Below are 16,289 nucleotides of genomic sequence, written 5' to 3'. Positions count from 1 at the left end.
TAGTTTGCCAGCAAATAAATCAGCAGTCCCTGCAACAGTAGCGTGGTTGCTCAACAGCGGGCTGTTGAGATCGCAATTGTTTCGAAGCCTCTAATTAAGGTCTTCGGCAACCTACGTATAACTCCCTATATTTGCGCAGAAAATCTGACGGTTTGAAACGGCGAGACCTCTGCGGCGAGGTGCCGCTTTCCATTACTACGCCATGAGGCGTGGTTTTTGGTCAATACAACCGAAAGCTTAGGCGTCGCAAGAATTGTCGTTTCTGAGCACTTCCCTCTTGCAGCAGGTCTCAAGCCGTCGTTTAATGTTCATATGAGCGTCATATAACGTTCATATGAAAACAATACGAAACGCAGGCGTTATCCTTTTGGCGTTGAAGAAGCCGTCAGCGCCATGACAAACCAACTGCTGATCAGGGCGGCCAGCCCTGCTAGATGGGAGCAAACAATATGGCTTACCGTAAGACAGTCGCCAGCCTCGTAGCTGCTGCGGCCCTTCTGGGTACCTCTTCCGCGTCCTACGCGGCGACCGAAATCTCCTGGTGGTTTGCCCATGGCGGCCATCTCGGTGAAGTGGTCAACCAAATCGGTGAAAACTACAACGCTTCTCAGGATGCTTGTCAGATCACTCCGGTCTTCAAGGGCACTTATGAAGAGACCTTGACCTCCGGCATCGCCGCGTTCCGCGCAGGTGAGCAGCCGAACATCCTGCAGGTGTTCGACGCTGGTGCAGCAACGATCATCGGCGCTAAGGGTGCTGTCGTTCCGGCACAGGACATCCTGGAAAACGCTGGTGTTGAGTTCAACAGCGAAGACTACATCGAAGGCGTCCGCAACTTTTACGCAGACAGCGAAGGCAAGATGATCGGCATGCCGTTCAACTCGTCCACGCCGATCCTGTACGTGAACGAAGAAGCTCTCGAAAAGGCCGGTGTTGAAGCTCCGAAGACTTGGGAAGAATTCCAGGAAATCGCACCGAAGCTGAAAGAAGCTGGCTACGTGCCGCTCGCTCAGTCTCACCTGCCGTGGATCTTCACAGAGAACTTCAAGTCGCGCCATAACCTGCAGTTCGCAACGAACAACAACGGTTTTGATGGTGCTGAAGGCACTCAACTGGTGTTCGGTGAGCCGATCAAAAACCACTTCACAGCTGTCAAAGGCTGGCTCGACGATGGTCTGTTCGGTTACTACGGCACAGGCTGGGGCGACAACCAGACACCGTTCAACGAAGGCAAAGTAGCCATGTGGCTTGGCTCTTCAGGCTCCTTCGGTGGAATTCAGAAGACCGTTGAGTTCCCGTTCTCCGCGACATACCTGCCTTACTGGGATGCAGTTGAAGGCGCAGGCACCGGCACGTTCATCGGCGGCGGCGCTCTGTTCGCAATGGCCGGCAAGCCGGAAGAAGAAAACAAGTGTGTTGCTTCCTTCTTCGAGTACCTGACTTCACCGGAAGTCCAGTACATGTGGCACCGTGAAACCGGTTATGTGCCGATCACAAATGCTGCATACGACCTCGCCAAGAAAGACGGTCACTACGACCGCAACCCGGCCGCTGAAGTTGGTATCAAGCAGTTGACCCTCCCAGGTGGTGAGTGGACCAAAGGCTACCGCATGGGCTTCTACGTCCAGATCCGCGACATCATGAACCGTGAATACGGTCGGATCCTTGCCGGTGAAACCACTGTTGAAGACGCTTTCAAGAACATTGAAGCTGACGGCAACAAGCTTCTTGAGCGTTTCGCCAAGACCACCAGCAACTAAGGCTGACGAAACTATGCGGGGACTCAGAACAAGCGTCCCCGTTCTTTAGGGCTGATGGCGGGTCGACAGATTTCTGGAGACCCGCTTTCTCCGTTGCGGTGACGTGATGAAAAAAGTTCAATTTCAGACTGGATGGGTTCCCTATATGCTGCTTTTACCGCAGCTGGTAATCGTGACAGTCTTCTTCCTCTGGCCGGCCGCAGAAGCCGTGCAGTCTTCCTTCTATTTGGAAGACCCCTTTGGCTTCGGCGCAACATTTGTCGGCTTCGACAATTTCGTCGATACCGTAACCTCAACGGATTATGGCCGTGTGGCGCGTTTCACGGCTGTCTTTACCTTCTTTGTAACCTTCCTCTCCCTCGGAATCGCGTTGCTTCTAGCCGTGAAGGCCGACAAGGTCTTGCGGGGAGGCTCCTCGTATAAGACGCTTCTGATGTGGGTGTACGCGGTTGCGCCTCCGGTTGCGGGTCTGATCGGCGTGATGCTGTTCGACCAGCACGTGGGACCAATCGTGGAGTTTTTTGCGCTTTTCGGTTGGGAAATGCAGATCGGGGTCGACTACTTCGACACGAGCTTTGCTATGACCGTAACAGCGGTCTGGAAACAGGTTCCGGTCAACTTCATCTTCTTCCTGTCTGGCCTTCAAGGCATTTCCAAGTCGGTTCAAGAGGCTGCCAGCATTGACTGCCGGTCCAGTTTCCGCCGGTTCTGGACCGTCACGTTCCCGCTGCTCGCGCCGACCGGTTTCTTCCTGTTGATCATCAACATCACCTACGCGTTCTTCGACACGTTCGGTATCGTCGACATCATTGTGAAACAGGAGCCGGGCAACAACCCTGTAACCCTCGTCTACAAGGTCTTCCTTGATGGTTTCCGGGGCAATGACCTTGGCGGGTCGTCCGCGCAGTCGGTCATTCTGATGGTGCTGGTTTTCATACTTACCGTCGTTCAGTTCAGGCTGATCGAACGACGCGTTCACTACACCTGAGGGGCGAGAGATGAGAAAAGTTCAAATTCTGGATCACGTGATCCTGCTCTTGGGTGTCTTCTTCATGGTAACGCCTGTTGCCTTGGCGTTCATGACCAGCACGCACGACGCGATCACCATTTACAAGGAAGGCATCCAGTTCCTTCCGGGTGACAAGTTCCTGGAAAACTACGAGACGGTTCTGTTCCGTGCCGGCGGGTTTACCAAGGAAGTCGACGGGTTTGTCATGCTGATGAACTCGATGATCCTTGGGTTCGGCTTTGCCATCGGCAAGATCATCATTTCGATGATCGCGGCCTATGCGATCGTCTACTTCCGGTTTCCAATGGCAACTTTCTGCTTCTGGATCATTTTCGCGACGCTGCTGCTTCCTCTGGAAGTGCGCATCTTGCCGTCTTACGAGATCGTTCAGTCGCTGGGTCTGGTGAACACGTACACCGGCCTGATTGTTCCGTTGATCGCATCTGCGACCGGCACCTTCTTCTTCCGTCAGTTCTTCATGTCCGTCCCCGACGAGCTTTTGGAGGCGGCCCGGATCGATGGCGCAGGTCCCTGGAAGTTCTTCAAGGATATCCTTGTGCCGCTGTCACAAACAATGATCGCGGCCATCTTCATCATCATGTTCGTATATGGCTGGAACCAGTATCTCTGGCCGACCTTGATCACCACAGAGGAATCCCTGTTCACGCTGGTTCGCGGCATAAAACAGATCATGCAGGTCTGGGTTGGCGCACAGATCCCGGCGCTGAATGAGGCGATGGCGCTTGCAATCCTGGCCATCGTGCCGCCCGTTCTCATCGTGGTGATCTTCCAGAGCTGGTTCGTCAAAGGGCTCGTCGAGAGCGATAAGTGAGGTTTTGAATGTCAACGATTACTCTCGACACTGTCCGCAAGGTCTATGCGGGCAATGTGGAAGCGGTTAAGGGCGTTTCCATCGACATCGCCGATGGCGAGTTCATCGTGCTTGTCGGTCCGTCCGGCTGCGGCAAGTCCACCCTGTTGCGCATGGTTGCCGGTCTTGAGGACATCACCACCGGTGAGATCAAGATTGGCAATCGGCTGGTCAACAATGTCGATCCGGCTGACCGTGACATTGCCATGGTGTTCCAGAACTATGCGCTTTATCCGCACATGTCGGTCTATAACAACCTAGCCTATGGCCTGAAGAACCGGGGCATGGACAAGGCGGAAATCGACCGCCGGGTAAAGGAAGCCGCACGGATCCTTGAGATCGGTGACTATCTGGATCGCAAGCCGCGGGCCCTGTCAGGCGGTCAGCGTCAGCGCGTGGCCATGGGCCGGGCGATTGTCCGCGAACCGGCCGCTTTCCTGTTTGACGAGCCGCTTTCCAATCTGGACGCCAAGTTGCGTGTCCAGATGCGCGTTGAAATCAAGCGTCTGCAGCGGTCGCTCGGCACAACCAGCGTTTATGTGACCCACGACCAGCTCGAAGCCATGACTTTGGCGGATCGGCTGGTGGTTTTGAACGGCGGCAACATCGAACAGATCGGAGCTCCGATCGATGTTTATGACAAGCCTGCGTCGACATTTGTGGCGAGCTTCATTGGTTCACCTGCGATGAACCTCTTGGACGTTGCAGCAAACGGATCAGGCTTGGCCTTGAACGCGGGTTCCGGTCTTTCGGGCGCGAACACCAAGGGCAAGGACGGCTACAAGATCGGGATCCGTCCGGAGCATCTCACCGTTGTGGAAAGCCCGCATTCCGGTGACGGCATCGGACTTGAAGTCAAAGTAAATGTGTTGGAGCCGGTTGGCGCCGAGAGCTATGTCTATGCGAGCTTCGAAGATGGCGGACCGGAAATCGTGATCCGCGTCTCCAGCCATGCGCATCATGAACCGGGCGAGACCATGTATCTCGCGGCGGCTCCAGAGGATGTTCATTTCTTTGACGCTGAGACCGGCAAACGGATCGACTAAATCGAACGACTTTTGAGGCGGGCGGCAATACGAGGGTCGGCCTGCCTCGAGTAAACCACCCCGAGCAATCGGGGTGGTTTTTTTGGCATTCAGCTGCTCTCGGGGTTCCGGCAGCATAGCGCGACAAAGAAGTCTCAGGTTTTCTACCCGTCCGGATTTGATGAACTGATAGGTGCGGACTCGGAGGTCAACGGCGTCTGGCGCAGATAAGTGTTGACGGCGTCAATGAGCCGAAGGGATTGCGATCCCTTACAGGCAATACCGATCGGGACGCTCTTCAAAGGGTTCTTTGCGTCGTAGTTCGGCACCGGTATGTCGTTAACCCGAAAGTACACAAGTGTTTCAGGTATCCACCCCAAAAACACATCAAGTCTGTCAAGTGTCAGCATGTTGACCGCTGCGCGGGGTGTGTCGACCCGCCGAATATCAGTCAGGTTGGTTTCGACCCTGGTCCCCAGCGGCATTCCCTGAATAGCCCCGACATCAAGAGTTTTGAGATTGTCGATTGCGAGATCTGGAGCGTCAGGTCTGAGTGAAAAGGCGTGAAGCTCCACTTTGTCCCACACGTCCGAGAGTGTTGCGCCGGGGCAATGGCTGATCTCGGGGTCTTCATTGCAAGGACTGACGCAGCAGTCTTCACATTTGGAGAACTGGAGGATCGCGCGGGCCGGCGGCATGAAGCGGAAGTCGACTTGCAGGTTTTGCTGCTGGGCGGCGGACAATACAATCTGATCATACCGGCCACGCGCATCCGGTTGGTGGTGTCCGTCCAGCTCGGTCGTGAAGATTGTAATGGGGTCGGCTTGCGCTATTCCGGTCACCGAAACCGAGGTGATCAAAACTGACAAAGCCAAGAACGCGGCCTTCAGGATTGGGACTGGCAAAAATTCAAAATTGGCCGACATGGTTCTGTGCTTGGCGTTAGATAAACGCCATCTCGAGTGTTGAAGCTGTTCAGCTGGTCCAGTTTGCGCAACCTGCTGCTTTGTTACCAAACATAAGTGAGCCAGACCGGAATTGTTATTGTGTAAATGGATGATGGTAAGGATAACAGCGCGTGCGGGCTGAAAGCTTTGAGCGATCACCATCTGGCGGCAAATGAACCAGAAAAGTGCACTCCTGACGGTACTTGTCAGGAGCCCTGGAGTGTCGGCTGGAACAACCACAGTCATCATGCGATGTAGGCTCTTCAGAAGAACAGGAGCTGCACTTGGAACCCTTCAAAAACAAAATCTCACCGGAGTTTGTTCAGTGTCTGGCCAGCCATCTTGACCGGACGATCGACGGGTTTCAAAAAACGGCCTTTGAAAGGGAAATCCTGGGCCAATTGCAGCAGCTTGAACTGAAGCAAAGAGCCCGGCTCATTGCGGATGTCACCACGAAGCATTTGCCTGACGCGCTCGAGAGCCGGTTTTCGATCTTGCGCTCGCTTCTTCATTCCGATCCGGAGGGCGCGGTCGATCGGGACAGCGACGAGAACGGGATCTGCGGCTGGGGCATGATGCCGCTGGGTATGATTGTTTCTGACACCGGCCTGAATGACTTTGACGCTTCGTTCGATCTCATGAAGGAAATGACCAAACGGGCGACTGCCGAATTCGATGTCCGGCCCTTTTTGGCAAAAGACCAGGAAAGAGCGCTCTCCATCATGACACCTTGGACAGAGGATCCCAACGTGCATGTCCGGCGTCTGGTCTCTGAGGGCACACGTCCGCGATTGCCCTGGGGCATGCGGCTAAATCAGTTGATTGAGGATCCAACACCGACCTTGCCGTTGCTGGAGGCCTTGAAAGACGACCCGGAAGAGTATGTGCGCCGGTCTGTCGCAAACCATTTGAATGACATTGCAAAGGATCATCCGGCCTTGGTGAGCGACATCGCGGCTAACTGGCTCAAAGATGCAACGCCGCATAGGGAGAAGTTAGTTCGGCATGCCTGCCGGTCTTTGATCAAAAGCGGCTATGAACCGGCCTTGCGCGCTTTTGGTCTCAACGCGCCAGAAATTCATCTCGCAGGTTTGAGCATTGAAACGGCGAAGGTCCGCTTCGGCAGTTCATTGTCCTTTTCGGCTGCGTTGAAATCGACAGCAATGAGGTCTCAGGATCTGATCATTGACTATGTGCTGCACTTTCGAAAGGCCAACGGCAAACTGGCGCCGAAAGTATTCAAATGGACGAAAGCCACATTGGAACCCGGCACCGTTCACCGGCTTTCCCGTTTTCATCCGATCCGACCGATCACGACACGGACCTACTACGGCGGCACACAGGCCGTGAGCTTGCGTATCAACGGTCAGGATTTTGGGTATCAAGAGTTCGATCTTCAAATACCGGACGGCTGACGGTTCCAATTGGGTCTCTAGAACCAGTTCAGTTTTGGTTCTGGTGAAACACCAGCCCCTGGATTGCTGAGATCGAGATCGACATCCCCTGCAATGCCACCCACCGTGCCGTCGTCCGAGTACTGCCAGATGGCATAGGTTTTCCAAGGGGAGGGAATCTCGGGCGCACTCGCCGTTGTGTAGTTTGCGACCCACAACGGGTAATCGGAGAAGTCGGGACTGCCCAACCCCTGCCAAAATGCCGGGGAGACATAGATCATCGGGTTACATTTGAGTTGCGTCTTCAGGCTTTGGAGAAGCTCTTTTAAAGCATAGATGTATGTGGAAGCAGAGACACCTTCCATATCCTCACAGTCTATCGCCGGCGGCAAATCGGCGGTTGGATCATAGCCCGCGGATCTCAACTGCTGGATCAAAAGGTCTGCCTGTTTCAAGAAACAGTCTGTTGGAAGGAAGTAGTGGTAAGCGCCGCACTTTACGCTGTTGTTCTTGCACCCGGCCCAATTCGACAAGAACATCGGATCCGGTGAACTCTCTCCTTCACTGGCCTTGATCATGGCAAACTCATTTCCGTCCGCAGCAACACCTGCCCAATTGACCGTCCCTTGGTAATGGGAAACGTCGATGCCCCGTCTACTCGTCGTGTCCATGCGTTACACTCCGTCTGTTGCCTACGAAGTGAGAGACGCGGCACAGGCCGTGTTGTGAGGAAAGGCTTAACTTTCCGGTGCGAGCCGTTTCAGTCTCAGCATACCGGCAATGCCAATCACCGGTCCGATTGCCATGATCCCAAAAACTGCGGGCCAACCAATACCGTTCGCAAGCATGGGCGTGACCTGGACAGTCAGGAAAGTCAACGCAAAGCCAAGTGCGGTCTGGAAGGTCATCAGGCTTCCGGCCTGTTCGGCAGGTGCAAAATCCGCGACGAGGGCTGAGAACTGTGCGGAATCGGGCAAAATGGCCGCGCCCCAGATCAAGACGCAGAGGATTGTCAGCCAGACTGGGCCGCCAAAGGTGATGGCGCTTAGAACAGCAGCCGTTCCACTGACTGCCATCGCAAGGATCGCGATGTTGGCCTTTCCGACCTTGTCTGCAAGAACACCAGCGGCAATGCAGGCGACACCGCCCGCTGCGATCGCAAGAAAAGCGATCAAACGCGCAAGCGAAACCGCGTCCTCGGCCGCCATATGCGCAGAAAAGGAAACGGTCAGCGCGATCCCTATCCAGGCCCACATCGCGTAGAGCTCCCACATGTGACCGAGATAGCCGAGGTAAGCGTACCGGATCTTGCGGTTCGTCCAGGCAGAAAACACAGCCTTGATGTCCATCTTTGGGGCTGTGCCATGAAACGGCCCAAGCGTGCTCGCAAGGCACAATAACCCGCCGAGTGCCGAAGCGATCGAGGCAACCGTCAGGCTCCAGCGCCAGTCGGTTCCCCCAAGGAGCGCCAAGAGGTGCGGTGCTGCAGATCCGAAGGTGAGGGCGCCGACGAGGGTTCCCACCAGAAATCCGCGGTCCTTTTGACCCCAGCCAACAGCGATTTTCATACCCACGGGATAAACGCCTGCGAGCAAGGCTCCTGTCGCAAATCGGGCCAAAATGGAAACAACTCCACCGGGTTCGGAGACAAGAAGGCTGGCGTTAAAAAGAGCGGCGGTAATCGCGCAGAACGCAAAAAACCGGCGGGGATCAATGCGGTCGGCAAGTCCCAAGAGTGCCGAGGCCAGCGCCCCGACAACAAAGCCGATCTGCACCGCACTTGATAGAGCGGCCTGCCGGAACTCGGAAATCGGGTATTCGCGGGTCAAATCCGGCAAGATGGCTGCAGACATGAACCAAAGGCTCATGGCTGCAATCTCGGCAACCATCAGAAGGCCTAAGGACCGCCACTTTGCTGTGGCATCAATCTGCAAGGCCAAGATCTTTCTGGAGTTTTTTGGAAAGCTTACCCGCAACGATTTCGTGGGCTGCCGAAATGTATGCTTTCAGATCATCGTCCGAAATACTGCTGTCGTCTTCCCGCTGAACCCACTTGGCCCGCGCAAGATACGGAGCGGGAATGATGCCATCCTGCTGTATCAGCAGTGAGTAGGAAAGGTCCGAACACTTGAAGCTGAATTTCTCGTGTGTACCTTCGCCCCAGCCGGAGCAAATGGCGAATATCTTGCCACCAACTTTCCAAACGGACGCATTGCCCCACTGGATCACGTTCGAGGTTGCGGGAAGTGTTTTGCAGTAAGCGTCGAATTCGTTCCGGTTCATGAGAACTGACTATCACTAAGAGTAAAAACAAATGCGGAGGAAGTGATAGCCCATGGAGGAAAGGCGAAAAAGGGGAATCAGAACAAGGGTTCGTGTTGTTGATATGATGTCGGGCGGCGAAGGTCAGAGCCGGCCTTGGTAAAGAGCGAGCCGCTCCCCACATACTTGAGAGGCGGTTTTTGCAACAACGGTCACTCACCGCCCTGACCTCTTAGCCAATTGACGTTGCAGCCAGCTTGTGTACGGCCATTGGAAAACAAAGCAAAAACAGCCGAATTCGGCAGTGTCCTTGAATCAATTTTAACATATCTCCATATTTAATGATGAAGGGAGCAAGACGCTCCTGTCCGGGTGCCTTACGAAAAGGGTCCGGATGCAAGGTCGCTTCGACAAGGACTTTGAGGATGTCGCGCATGTCAGCGTTTTCTAGCCCGTTTATGCTCGGGTTTGATGATATCGAGCGTGTGCTTGATCGTGTGTCTAAGGCCGCAAATGACGGCTATCCGCCCTACAACATTGAACGGTTGCCGAAAACCGACAGTCAGGGCGATGTAATTAGAATTACGTTGGCTGTGGCCGGGTTTACCCGTGATCAGCTTGATGTCTCGGTGGAAGAAAGCCAGCTCGTTATCCGTGGCCGGCAGATTGACGATAAGACCCGTCAATATCTCCATCGCGGTATCGCGGCCCGCCAGTTTCAACGGGCATTTGTTCTCGCCGAGGGGATCGAAATACTCGGTGCAGACTTGAAAGATGGCTTGCTGTCCATCGACTTGGCACGACCGGAGCCGGAACGTGTCATAAGAAAAATAGAAATCTCCAGCGGTGAATGACTCTCGCTGCATAACCAAAATGGAGAAACACTGATGCACAACACGAATTCACCCTTCTGGGCTGACGACAACGACATCGCCGAAGTCATGACGGTCGACGAACTGAGCGAACTTGGTACGGGCGATGTGGCTTACATCAAGCCGGTGAAAGCCGGTGACTTGAAAGAAATGTTCCCGGACGTTCCGCCGTTAGAGGATGATTTGACGCTCTATGCGCTCCTCAATGCAGATGGAACGCCGATCCTCTTGGCTGACAGCCGCGCTGCGGCACTTGCCAACGCCTTTGAGCAGGAACTCGAAATGGTCTCGTTGAACTGAGGCCTGTTGGACGTCACGTCCTGATCAAGAAAAACCCGGGAGCTTGCTTCCGGGTTTTTCTTGTCAGTTAAGCACCTTGTCCGCATCCTTCGCCGCATGAGATCCGTCACCGGCTGCAGGAGGCTTATTTGGTTGACGCGTGAACTCCGGCTGGAGTGTCGCCTTTCCCGGAGGTTTGCGCCAGGGCTCGCTCTTGTACCAGGACACGACATAGGCGACGGCTATGAGGGCGGCGAACCCAAGAAGATTGGAAAGGATCTGTGGTATCCATTCGCCCCGGCCCCAGACCATATCGCGCAGGATCGCAGCCGCTTGAGCGACAACGAGGCTAGCCATGAAGACGGCGAGGGACTGCTGTCCGACTTTTTGGACGACCCGCACAAATCCGCCCCAAAGTTTGCCATGACCCAGAAGATATTTGCCATGTTCGCCGGCCGCCGCCCAGGCAAGATAGGCAAGTGCCAGGAAATGAATATACCGCAGCACGCCGAATTCAGTCTTGATCCAGAGCGGCTTGATGAATTCACGGACTTCCCGCGCCCACACCCAGTTAAGGTGCGCTTCGCCATAGACGCGGAAATACGCGAAGGGCACCGTTGCCAGTACAATCACCGTGCATAAGATCAGCAGCTTTGAATTCACCGGAGGGGCCGGTATCCAGCCGCGCATGAATGCAAAGCCAGTAAAGAACAGAAGTTGCCAGGCAAATGGGTTGAAGAACCATTCCCGATCAGACCAAGGTTCCGCTGGCAGGCTCAAGATGTCGAACTGCGACGCCAGCCATAAACTGATCGAAACTGCAAAAGCGGCCTTCACCGAAATCCGCGATGCCAACATGATCACCGGGATAAGCGCCAGGATCACGATATACATGGGCAGGATATCGAAGTAGTTCGGCACCCACGTCAGTGTCATGATGCCGGGCAATGCGACGGCTGTGTTGTTAAACAGATGCCACAGGTTTAAGGAAACAACATAGTCCTGGGTGAGGTCGCAGCAGCTCTGTAAATAGCCGCTTTCGTGCACCATCACCAAGCCAACCGCAATTACCAGCAGCTGACCGATATGCGCCCAATAGACTTGCCACATCCTGTGCAGAATGCGGGCAGCGCCGATCCCCAGGCCGTGCAGATCGAAGATCTTGCCGAACGCGAGTGCCGATGCCATCCCGGAGCAGAATACGAACATTTCCGTCGCATCGGAAAAGCCGAATCTCGCCGGAATCCAAAGCGTCCACCAATTCCAGGGAACATGGGCAATATAGATGATGAACATCCCGATCCCGCGGAAAAAGTCGAGCCGCGGGTCCCGGGGGCGTTTGGTATGAGGCTGGGAAGTCACGTTTGTCACATGGCAAGTGTAAATGAAATCGTCCGCCGGATCACCGGTGAACCGTCAGTAGCTGTTCGTTGCACGCAGACTATCGGCCTGCATCACCTTTTCTGCGCGCCGCATTTTCTGGCAAGTTTCAAGGCGTTGTTCCGCGAACCGATCGAGCGCACCGCGTTTGCGGGACCGGTCCTTGATAAGGGTCTCAGCTTCTACAGACAATCCGGCACGTAAGGCGGCATCAATTGTTATCCGCTCAAAAACATCGCGCTGGGCGTGCGACCCGCCAATCCGGGGCATGTTGCTTCTGGCGGATGTGAGCAGTGTAAACGCTGAGGCGTAGTTGCCTTTTCTATACTGTTCCAGGCCGAGCCCAGCGGGCAGACCAGCTTCCGATGACACGTGCCCGATGTCAGTTTCCCGGTCAGCGCGCTGCTTGAGACCAGCGATGAGCCGGTCGGCGCCCATGCGGCGGCCCCCGTTCAACAGGGCCATCAAATAATGCAGGTCCGCAAAAACGTTGCAGCCATCTTCGGCGCGTTTGTCGGAAATCAGCGCAAGCTCATCCCAGCGGCTGCCGATGTCGATCCCCTCCAGCTCAAGGCGTACCAGCAGCGAAGCGGCGTTCGAAATGTCGCGATAGTCGTCTGTCTTGTCTTTCCGAATGTCGCGGTCATACAGCATCAAGGCTTTGTCTGCCTGACCCTGATCGAGATACATGAGGGCCAGATGCCACCAAACGTGATAGCCGAAGTTGTTGCAATGCGCCCAGCCGTCCGGATGGTTTTCGAGCCAGCCGGCGCCCTCTTCGGTGCGGCCTGTCATGTCGTGAACATGCGCGACAGCGTGAAGTCCCCATGCATCGTCGCGGGCGTGTTCGAGACCGAGCCGGCCGGCAGCTTCAGCGAGCCGGTATTCGCCCGTTTCTTCAAGCGAAAACGCGCGGCAACCAAGAACGTAGCCATATGCAGGATTTTGCGGGTCATAGGCATCGAAAACGCCGTCGATTGAGGACCGCATCCCCGTGGCATCGCCGAGCACAAACCGGATTGCATGCACGAGTTTCAAGAGCAGCGCATCGCGCGGCGCCTTCGAAAGGGCGGCATCCAGGAGATCTGCGGATCGGCTCGGGAATCCGTTGAGCCAGGCAGCCAACGCTTCAATGACCGCGGTTTCGCGCTCGGTTACGGAACTATTTGCAGCAGACGATCGGGCAATCGATAGGCATTCCCGCGCAGTCTCAACCAATTCCTTTCGGCCGAGCAGGAGACAAAACAGTCCGCGTGTCGCATGGCCGAGAGCAAAATTGGGCTCTTCGGTCAAGCAGGTTTCCAAATGGGCGGGCGTTGTCTTGCCATGGGCCAGAAACGCCAGAACCGCCTTGTCCCATGCTTCTGCGGCTGCAAGGCTGGTCAAGGTGAGATCGTATCCAAATTGATCGCTAAGACGCATGCTGAGCCTTTGTTGCTGTTCCGTTGAACGCGCTGACGTTTGCAAGAAAACGTGGCAGCACTGAGCCTCAACGAGGTTGACCGCTATTGAACCCAAGATCCGCAGCTGTGTCCTGAACTGCAAAACACAAAATGGTGTTGGCGGCGTGTTGCCACGGCGGGGCTTTCCTTGCGCGTTTTTGGGAGATAGTGAGTGTGTGCTCGGTTTTGACCGAGTGTCCTTAAGTTTAAAGAGATAGCGACTATGGCCGTGTCACTGAAAAGTCCTCAAACTGCGATTGCAGTCATCGCGTTTGGCATCATCGGGCTGATATCGATCGGCGCATATGCAGCTGCGGGTCCCCGCCAAGGCATGGCTGTCCTGATTGGCGGGCTTGCTGGCATTTCGCTGTATCATGCGAGCTTCGGGTTTACCGCTGCTTGGCGGCGCATTGTGACGGAGAAACGGGGCGGCGGTTTGCGGGCGCAGTTCGTCCTCATTCTGCTGACAAGCGCTGTTTCCTTTCCGTTGATCGCGTGGGGCGATACCCTTGGATGGCCGGCGGGCGGTTTCGTCTTTCCGTTCGGCGTCGCTGCCGCCATCGGAGCTTTCATGTTTGGCGCAGGTATGCAGCTTGGAGGTGGCTGCGGGTCGGGGACACTCTTCACTGCGGGCGGTGGATCGACGCGTATGATGATCACGTTGGCCGCCTTTATTCTCGGGTCCGTGTTTGCAACCGCGCATCTCCATTTGTGGGGGCAATTGCCAAAATTGCAGCCGGTTTCGCTGATCCGTGAGTTTGGTCCGCAAGGGGCGTTCTTGCTGACCGCTTTGGTACTCGGGTTTATTGCACTTCTGACTGTCTGGCTGGAGCGGCGCGCCCACGGCGAGATCGCACCTGCACGCAAAACTGAATCTGTTCTGCAAGGCCCGTGGTCTCCGATGCTCGGTGCGGTGATGCTAGCGGTTGTTGGAATCGCAACCTTTATCGTGGTTGGCCGGCCATGGGGCATTACATCCGCCTTCGCCCTTTGGGGCGCGAAGGCATTTCATTTCATCGGGATTCCGGTGGAAACCTGGCCGTATTGGACCTGGCAGAAAGGCGCGCTTGAAAACAGTGTCTTGAGAGACACGACATCGGTCATGAATTTTGGGATCATTTTTGGCGCGATGGCCGCGGCCGCGCTGGCTGGAAAATATGCGCCGCTTTGGAAGCTGACCCGCCGCGACGTCTTGACGGCGATCGCCGGCGGTTTGTTGATGGGATATGGGGCCAGGCTCGCCTATGGCTGCAATATTGGAGCCTATCTTGGCGGGCTGGTATCTGGCTCACTGCACGGTTGGCTTTGGCTGCTGTTCGGATTTATGGGGTCGATGGTCGGGGTCCGATTGCGCCTGAAACTCGGCATGGGCTGATTGGAGCACCACGTAACTCACACCCGATTGTGAGACGTGTGTGAAAGAGCCACTCGCTATTGTGCGCGCTACTCGATGTTTTCCAGTGGAGGATTAGCTTTTGCGTTATGTGTTTCCAATCCTGCTGACGGTTTTCCTGGGACTTGGTCCCGTTCAAGCTGACAGTAATGCGCCTCGTGAGGGATGGCAGGTCCGATCGACATCCCTGTCCTACCAGGAGCTGGTTGACGGCCTCAAAGCAGCAGTGAAAGAGGCCGGCATGCTGCTCGTCACACAAGCAAGCGCCTCAGCCGGTGCAAAGGGTAGGGGGCTGACAATCCCGGGCAATCGTGTTCTCGGCGTTTATCGGAACGACTATGCGGTACGAATGCTGGAGGCGTCCGTCGCTGCCGGCATTGAGGCCCCAATCCGGTTTTATGTGACCGAGAATTCGAACAAGACTGCAACCCTATCCTGGAAAACGCCGAGTTTTGTCTTCGCGCCATACATGGATGAGGGCGGCGAAAAACTGGCTGGCTTGGCAGCAGAGCTTGATGGCGTCTTCCAAAGCATTGCTGACGCGGCTGTTGCTCCTCAGTAACGGTCTGTGGATTTGCGTGTTTGGAAGGCATGCATGACCAGTTTTTGTGCTTGTCATACTGCTGATTCTCAAGAACAATCTCCTTGTCTTCAACGTTAGAAAGGAGGTGTGCCCATGTCTAGTGAGTATCGGAATTTGGCCCTTGTATCTGGGCGGGATGGAACGGTGCTGGAGCAGCCTCTGGTATCGAACGGTTTCGCCGGGATGTAATCCGGAACAAAGGTCAAACGATCTCATGGGAGGGCCGCTCAGCGGCCCTCTTTTGATTCCGGAGGGATCAAATCAAGCCAACCGCCTTGCGCACATCTTCATCGCGCAAAGAGCAGTCGATACCGCGATAGGTATCTCCCGCCTGAGTACAGAGCCAACAGATTGTTTCGCCAACCCATTCGGCAGGGATGTGCACGGACGGATCAAGCTGGCTGACCGGATTGATCCCTGATGCTTTGATATCGACCTGCATTTGTGTGGCAACGGTCCCTGGGCTCAGGCCCACCACGCGGACACCCTTTTCGCCAAATTCCTTGTCGCTGCATCGGGTCAGCGAGAGTGCGGCGGCCTTGGACGAGCAGTATTGGCTCCAGCCCTCCAATGCGCTGACAGCGGCGCCGGAGCTTATGTTGACAATTGTGCCGGAACCTTTTGCGAGCATATGCGGCGCGACAGCGCGAATGCCGTGGTAGACGCCTTTCACATTGATATCGATCACCTGACCCCAGGCCTCCGGATCGGAGCGTTCGATACGGCTGATTGGCTCAATAACACCAGCATTGTTCACCAGAATATCGATCCCACCAAATGTGTCGATCGCGGTTTGAACGGCTTTTTCAACATCGGCGTAGTTCGCAACGTCGCAGGTTACTGCAATCGCCTCACCGCCATCGGAGCAGATATCTTCCGCGATTTTTGTAATGTTGCCGCTGGACCGCGCTGCAAGAACAACTTTGGCACCGTATTTCGCAAGGCTGCGGGCACCGGCCTCACCAATCCCGCGGCTCGCGCCGGTTACAAGGGCAACTTTGCCTTTCAGATCGAACATTCAAGAACCTCATTTTTTATCGCCGATACCGGCAGGTTTTGTTGAAGCAGACCC

16 protein-coding genes are annotated in these 16,289 nt (G+C 55.4%); 9 read left to right on the top strand and 7 right to left on the bottom strand.

Annotated features, from left to right (window positions below):
* The first annotated feature begins 449 nt into the window (after positions 1 to 449).
* From AC0J4F_RS02780 to AC0J4F_RS02765, 4 genes are all read left to right on the top strand, one after another.
* Entirely contained in the window at positions 450 to 1,760 is a 1,311-nt protein-coding gene (locus tag AC0J4F_RS02780) for an extracellular solute-binding protein (protein ID WP_133949070.1), read from the top strand.
* Between the two features lie 106 nt (positions 1,761 to 1,866).
* The gene (locus AC0J4F_RS02775) at positions 1,867 to 2,748 is read left to right on the top strand and encodes an ABC transporter permease subunit (protein ID WP_133949068.1); all 882 of its coding nucleotides are present in this window, start codon (positions 1,867 to 1,869) and stop codon (positions 2,746 to 2,748) included.
* 10 nt (positions 2,749 to 2,758) lie between these two features.
* Positions 2,759 to 3,601 carry a sn-glycerol-3-phosphate ABC transporter permease UgpE gene (gene ugpE, locus AC0J4F_RS02770; RefSeq protein ID WP_133949066.1) on the top strand — a complete coding sequence of 281 codons (843 nt, stop codon included), beginning with the start codon at positions 2,759 to 2,761 and terminating at the stop codon, positions 3,599 to 3,601.
* Positions 3,602 to 3,609: 8 nt separating this feature from the next.
* Positions 3,610 to 4,686 (top strand): sn-glycerol-3-phosphate import ATP-binding protein UgpC, encoded by a 1,077-nt coding sequence (locus tag AC0J4F_RS02765; protein ID WP_473025345.1) that lies wholly within the window; start codon positions 3,610 to 3,612, stop codon positions 4,684 to 4,686.
* Positions 4,687 to 4,829: 143 nt separating this feature from the next.
* On the opposite strand, the gene AC0J4F_RS02760 is transcribed toward AC0J4F_RS02765, so the two are convergent.
* Entirely contained in the window at positions 4,830 to 5,591 is a 762-nt protein-coding gene (locus AC0J4F_RS02760) for a hypothetical protein (protein WP_133949062.1), read from the bottom strand.
* A gap of 305 nt (positions 5,592 to 5,896) precedes the next feature.
* Here AC0J4F_RS02760 and AC0J4F_RS02755 point away from each other — a divergent pair, with 305 nt between their 5' ends.
* Positions 5,897 to 7,027 (top strand): DNA alkylation repair protein, encoded by a 1,131-nt coding sequence (locus AC0J4F_RS02755; RefSeq protein WP_473025344.1) that lies wholly within the window; start codon positions 5,897 to 5,899, stop codon positions 7,025 to 7,027.
* A gap of 17 nt (positions 7,028 to 7,044) precedes the next feature.
* Here the strand turns inward: AC0J4F_RS02755 and AC0J4F_RS02750 are convergent, their stop codons facing one another.
* The 3 genes from AC0J4F_RS02750 to AC0J4F_RS02740 form a co-directional block, all read right to left on the bottom strand.
* Positions 7,045 to 7,677 (bottom strand): GH25 family lysozyme, encoded by a 633-nt coding sequence (locus AC0J4F_RS02750; protein WP_133949058.1) that lies wholly within the window; start codon positions 7,675 to 7,677, stop codon positions 7,045 to 7,047.
* Between the two features lie 66 nt (positions 7,678 to 7,743).
* Entirely contained in the window at positions 7,744 to 8,940 is a 1,197-nt protein-coding gene (locus AC0J4F_RS02745) for an MFS transporter (RefSeq protein ID WP_473025343.1), read from the bottom strand.
* On the bottom strand, positions 8,930 to 9,289 hold the full coding sequence (locus AC0J4F_RS02740; RefSeq protein WP_133949056.1) for an MmcQ/YjbR family DNA-binding protein: 360 nt from the start codon (positions 9,287 to 9,289) through the stop codon (positions 8,930 to 8,932). Before AC0J4F_RS02740 ends, AC0J4F_RS02745 begins: the two co-directional genes overlap by 11 nt.
* 404 nt (positions 9,290 to 9,693) lie before the next feature.
* Here AC0J4F_RS02740 and AC0J4F_RS02735 point away from each other — a divergent pair, with 404 nt between their 5' ends.
* On the top strand, positions 9,694 to 10,122 hold the full coding sequence (locus AC0J4F_RS02735) for an Hsp20 family protein (RefSeq protein ID WP_133949054.1): 429 nt from the start codon (positions 9,694 to 9,696) through the stop codon (positions 10,120 to 10,122).
* Between the two features lie 33 nt (positions 10,123 to 10,155).
* On the top strand, positions 10,156 to 10,440 hold the full coding sequence (locus AC0J4F_RS02730; RefSeq protein WP_133949052.1) for a BQ00720 family protein: 285 nt from the start codon (positions 10,156 to 10,158) through the stop codon (positions 10,438 to 10,440).
* Positions 10,441 to 10,503: 63 nt separating this feature from the next.
* Here AC0J4F_RS02730 and AC0J4F_RS02725 read toward each other — a convergent pair whose 3' ends face one another.
* Both AC0J4F_RS02725 and AC0J4F_RS02720 read right to left on the bottom strand, forming a co-directional pair.
* Positions 10,504 to 11,715, bottom strand: coding sequence for an OpgC family protein (locus AC0J4F_RS02725; RefSeq protein ID WP_473026398.1), 1,212 nt, complete (start codon positions 11,713 to 11,715; stop codon positions 10,504 to 10,506).
* Positions 11,716 to 11,835: 120 nt separating this feature from the next.
* Positions 11,836 to 13,221 carry a tetratricopeptide repeat protein gene (locus tag AC0J4F_RS02720; RefSeq protein WP_473025342.1) on the bottom strand — a complete coding sequence of 462 codons (1,386 nt, stop codon included), beginning with the start codon at positions 13,219 to 13,221 and terminating at the stop codon, positions 11,836 to 11,838.
* A 243-nt stretch (positions 13,222 to 13,464) separates the two neighbouring features.
* Here AC0J4F_RS02720 and AC0J4F_RS02715 point away from each other — a divergent pair, with 243 nt between their 5' ends.
* Together AC0J4F_RS02715 and AC0J4F_RS02710 are read left to right on the top strand one after the other, a co-directional pair.
* Positions 13,465 to 14,616, top strand: a complete 1,152-nt coding sequence (locus AC0J4F_RS02715) for a YeeE/YedE family protein (RefSeq protein WP_473025341.1) — start codon at positions 13,465 to 13,467, stop codon at positions 14,614 to 14,616.
* Between the two features lie 109 nt (positions 14,617 to 14,725).
* On the top strand, positions 14,726 to 15,196 hold the full coding sequence (locus AC0J4F_RS02710; protein WP_473026397.1) for a DUF302 domain-containing protein: 471 nt from the start codon (positions 14,726 to 14,728) through the stop codon (positions 15,194 to 15,196).
* Between the two features lie 277 nt (positions 15,197 to 15,473).
* Here the strand turns inward: AC0J4F_RS02710 and AC0J4F_RS02705 are convergent, their stop codons facing one another.
* Positions 15,474 to 16,235 carry an SDR family oxidoreductase gene (locus AC0J4F_RS02705; protein WP_133949046.1) on the bottom strand — a complete coding sequence of 254 codons (762 nt, stop codon included), beginning with the start codon at positions 16,233 to 16,235 and terminating at the stop codon, positions 15,474 to 15,476.
* Positions 16,236 to 16,289: the final 54 nt, after the last annotated feature.

This window comes from Roseibium sp. R5 (assembly GCF_055755305.1).
This window is presented reverse-complemented; position numbering and strand designations above follow the sequence as displayed.

Bases quoted from the DNA above. Each gene is read 5' to 3' on its own strand.
- AC0J4F_RS02780 (WP_133949070.1), top strand. From the start codon at position 450: ATGGCTTACCGTAAGACAGTCGCCAGCCTCGTAGCTGCTGCGGCCCTT.
- AC0J4F_RS02775 (WP_133949068.1), top strand. From the start codon at position 1,867: ATGAAAAAAGTTCAATTTCAGACTGGATGGGTTCCCTATATGCTGCTT.
- ugpE (WP_133949066.1), top strand. From the start codon at position 2,759: ATGAGAAAAGTTCAAATTCTGGATCACGTGATCCTGCTCTTGGGTGTC.
- AC0J4F_RS02765 (WP_473025345.1), top strand. From the start codon at position 3,610: ATGTCAACGATTACTCTCGACACTGTCCGCAAGGTCTATGCGGGCAAT.
- AC0J4F_RS02760 (WP_133949062.1), bottom strand. From the start codon at position 5,591: ATGTCGGCCAATTTTGAATTTTTGCCAGTCCCAATCCTGAAGGCCGCG.
- AC0J4F_RS02750 (WP_133949058.1), bottom strand. From the start codon at position 7,677: ATGGACACGACGAGTAGACGGGGCATCGACGTTTCCCATTACCAAGGG.
- AC0J4F_RS02740 (WP_133949056.1), bottom strand. From the start codon at position 9,289: ATGAACCGGAACGAATTCGACGCTTACTGCAAAACACTTCCCGCAACC.
- AC0J4F_RS02735 (WP_133949054.1), top strand. From the start codon at position 9,694: ATGTCGCGCATGTCAGCGTTTTCTAGCCCGTTTATGCTCGGGTTTGAT.
- AC0J4F_RS02730 (WP_133949052.1), top strand. From the start codon at position 10,156: ATGCACAACACGAATTCACCCTTCTGGGCTGACGACAACGACATCGCC.
- AC0J4F_RS02725 (WP_473026398.1), bottom strand. From the start codon at position 11,715: ATGTTCATCATCTATATTGCCCATGTTCCCTGGAATTGGTGGACGCTT.
- AC0J4F_RS02720 (WP_473025342.1), bottom strand. From the start codon at position 13,221: ATGCGTCTTAGCGATCAATTTGGATACGATCTCACCTTGACCAGCCTT.
- AC0J4F_RS02715 (WP_473025341.1), top strand. From the start codon at position 13,465: ATGGCCGTGTCACTGAAAAGTCCTCAAACTGCGATTGCAGTCATCGCG.
- AC0J4F_RS02705 (WP_133949046.1), bottom strand. From the start codon at position 16,235: ATGTTCGATCTGAAAGGCAAAGTTGCCCTTGTAACCGGCGCGAGCCGC.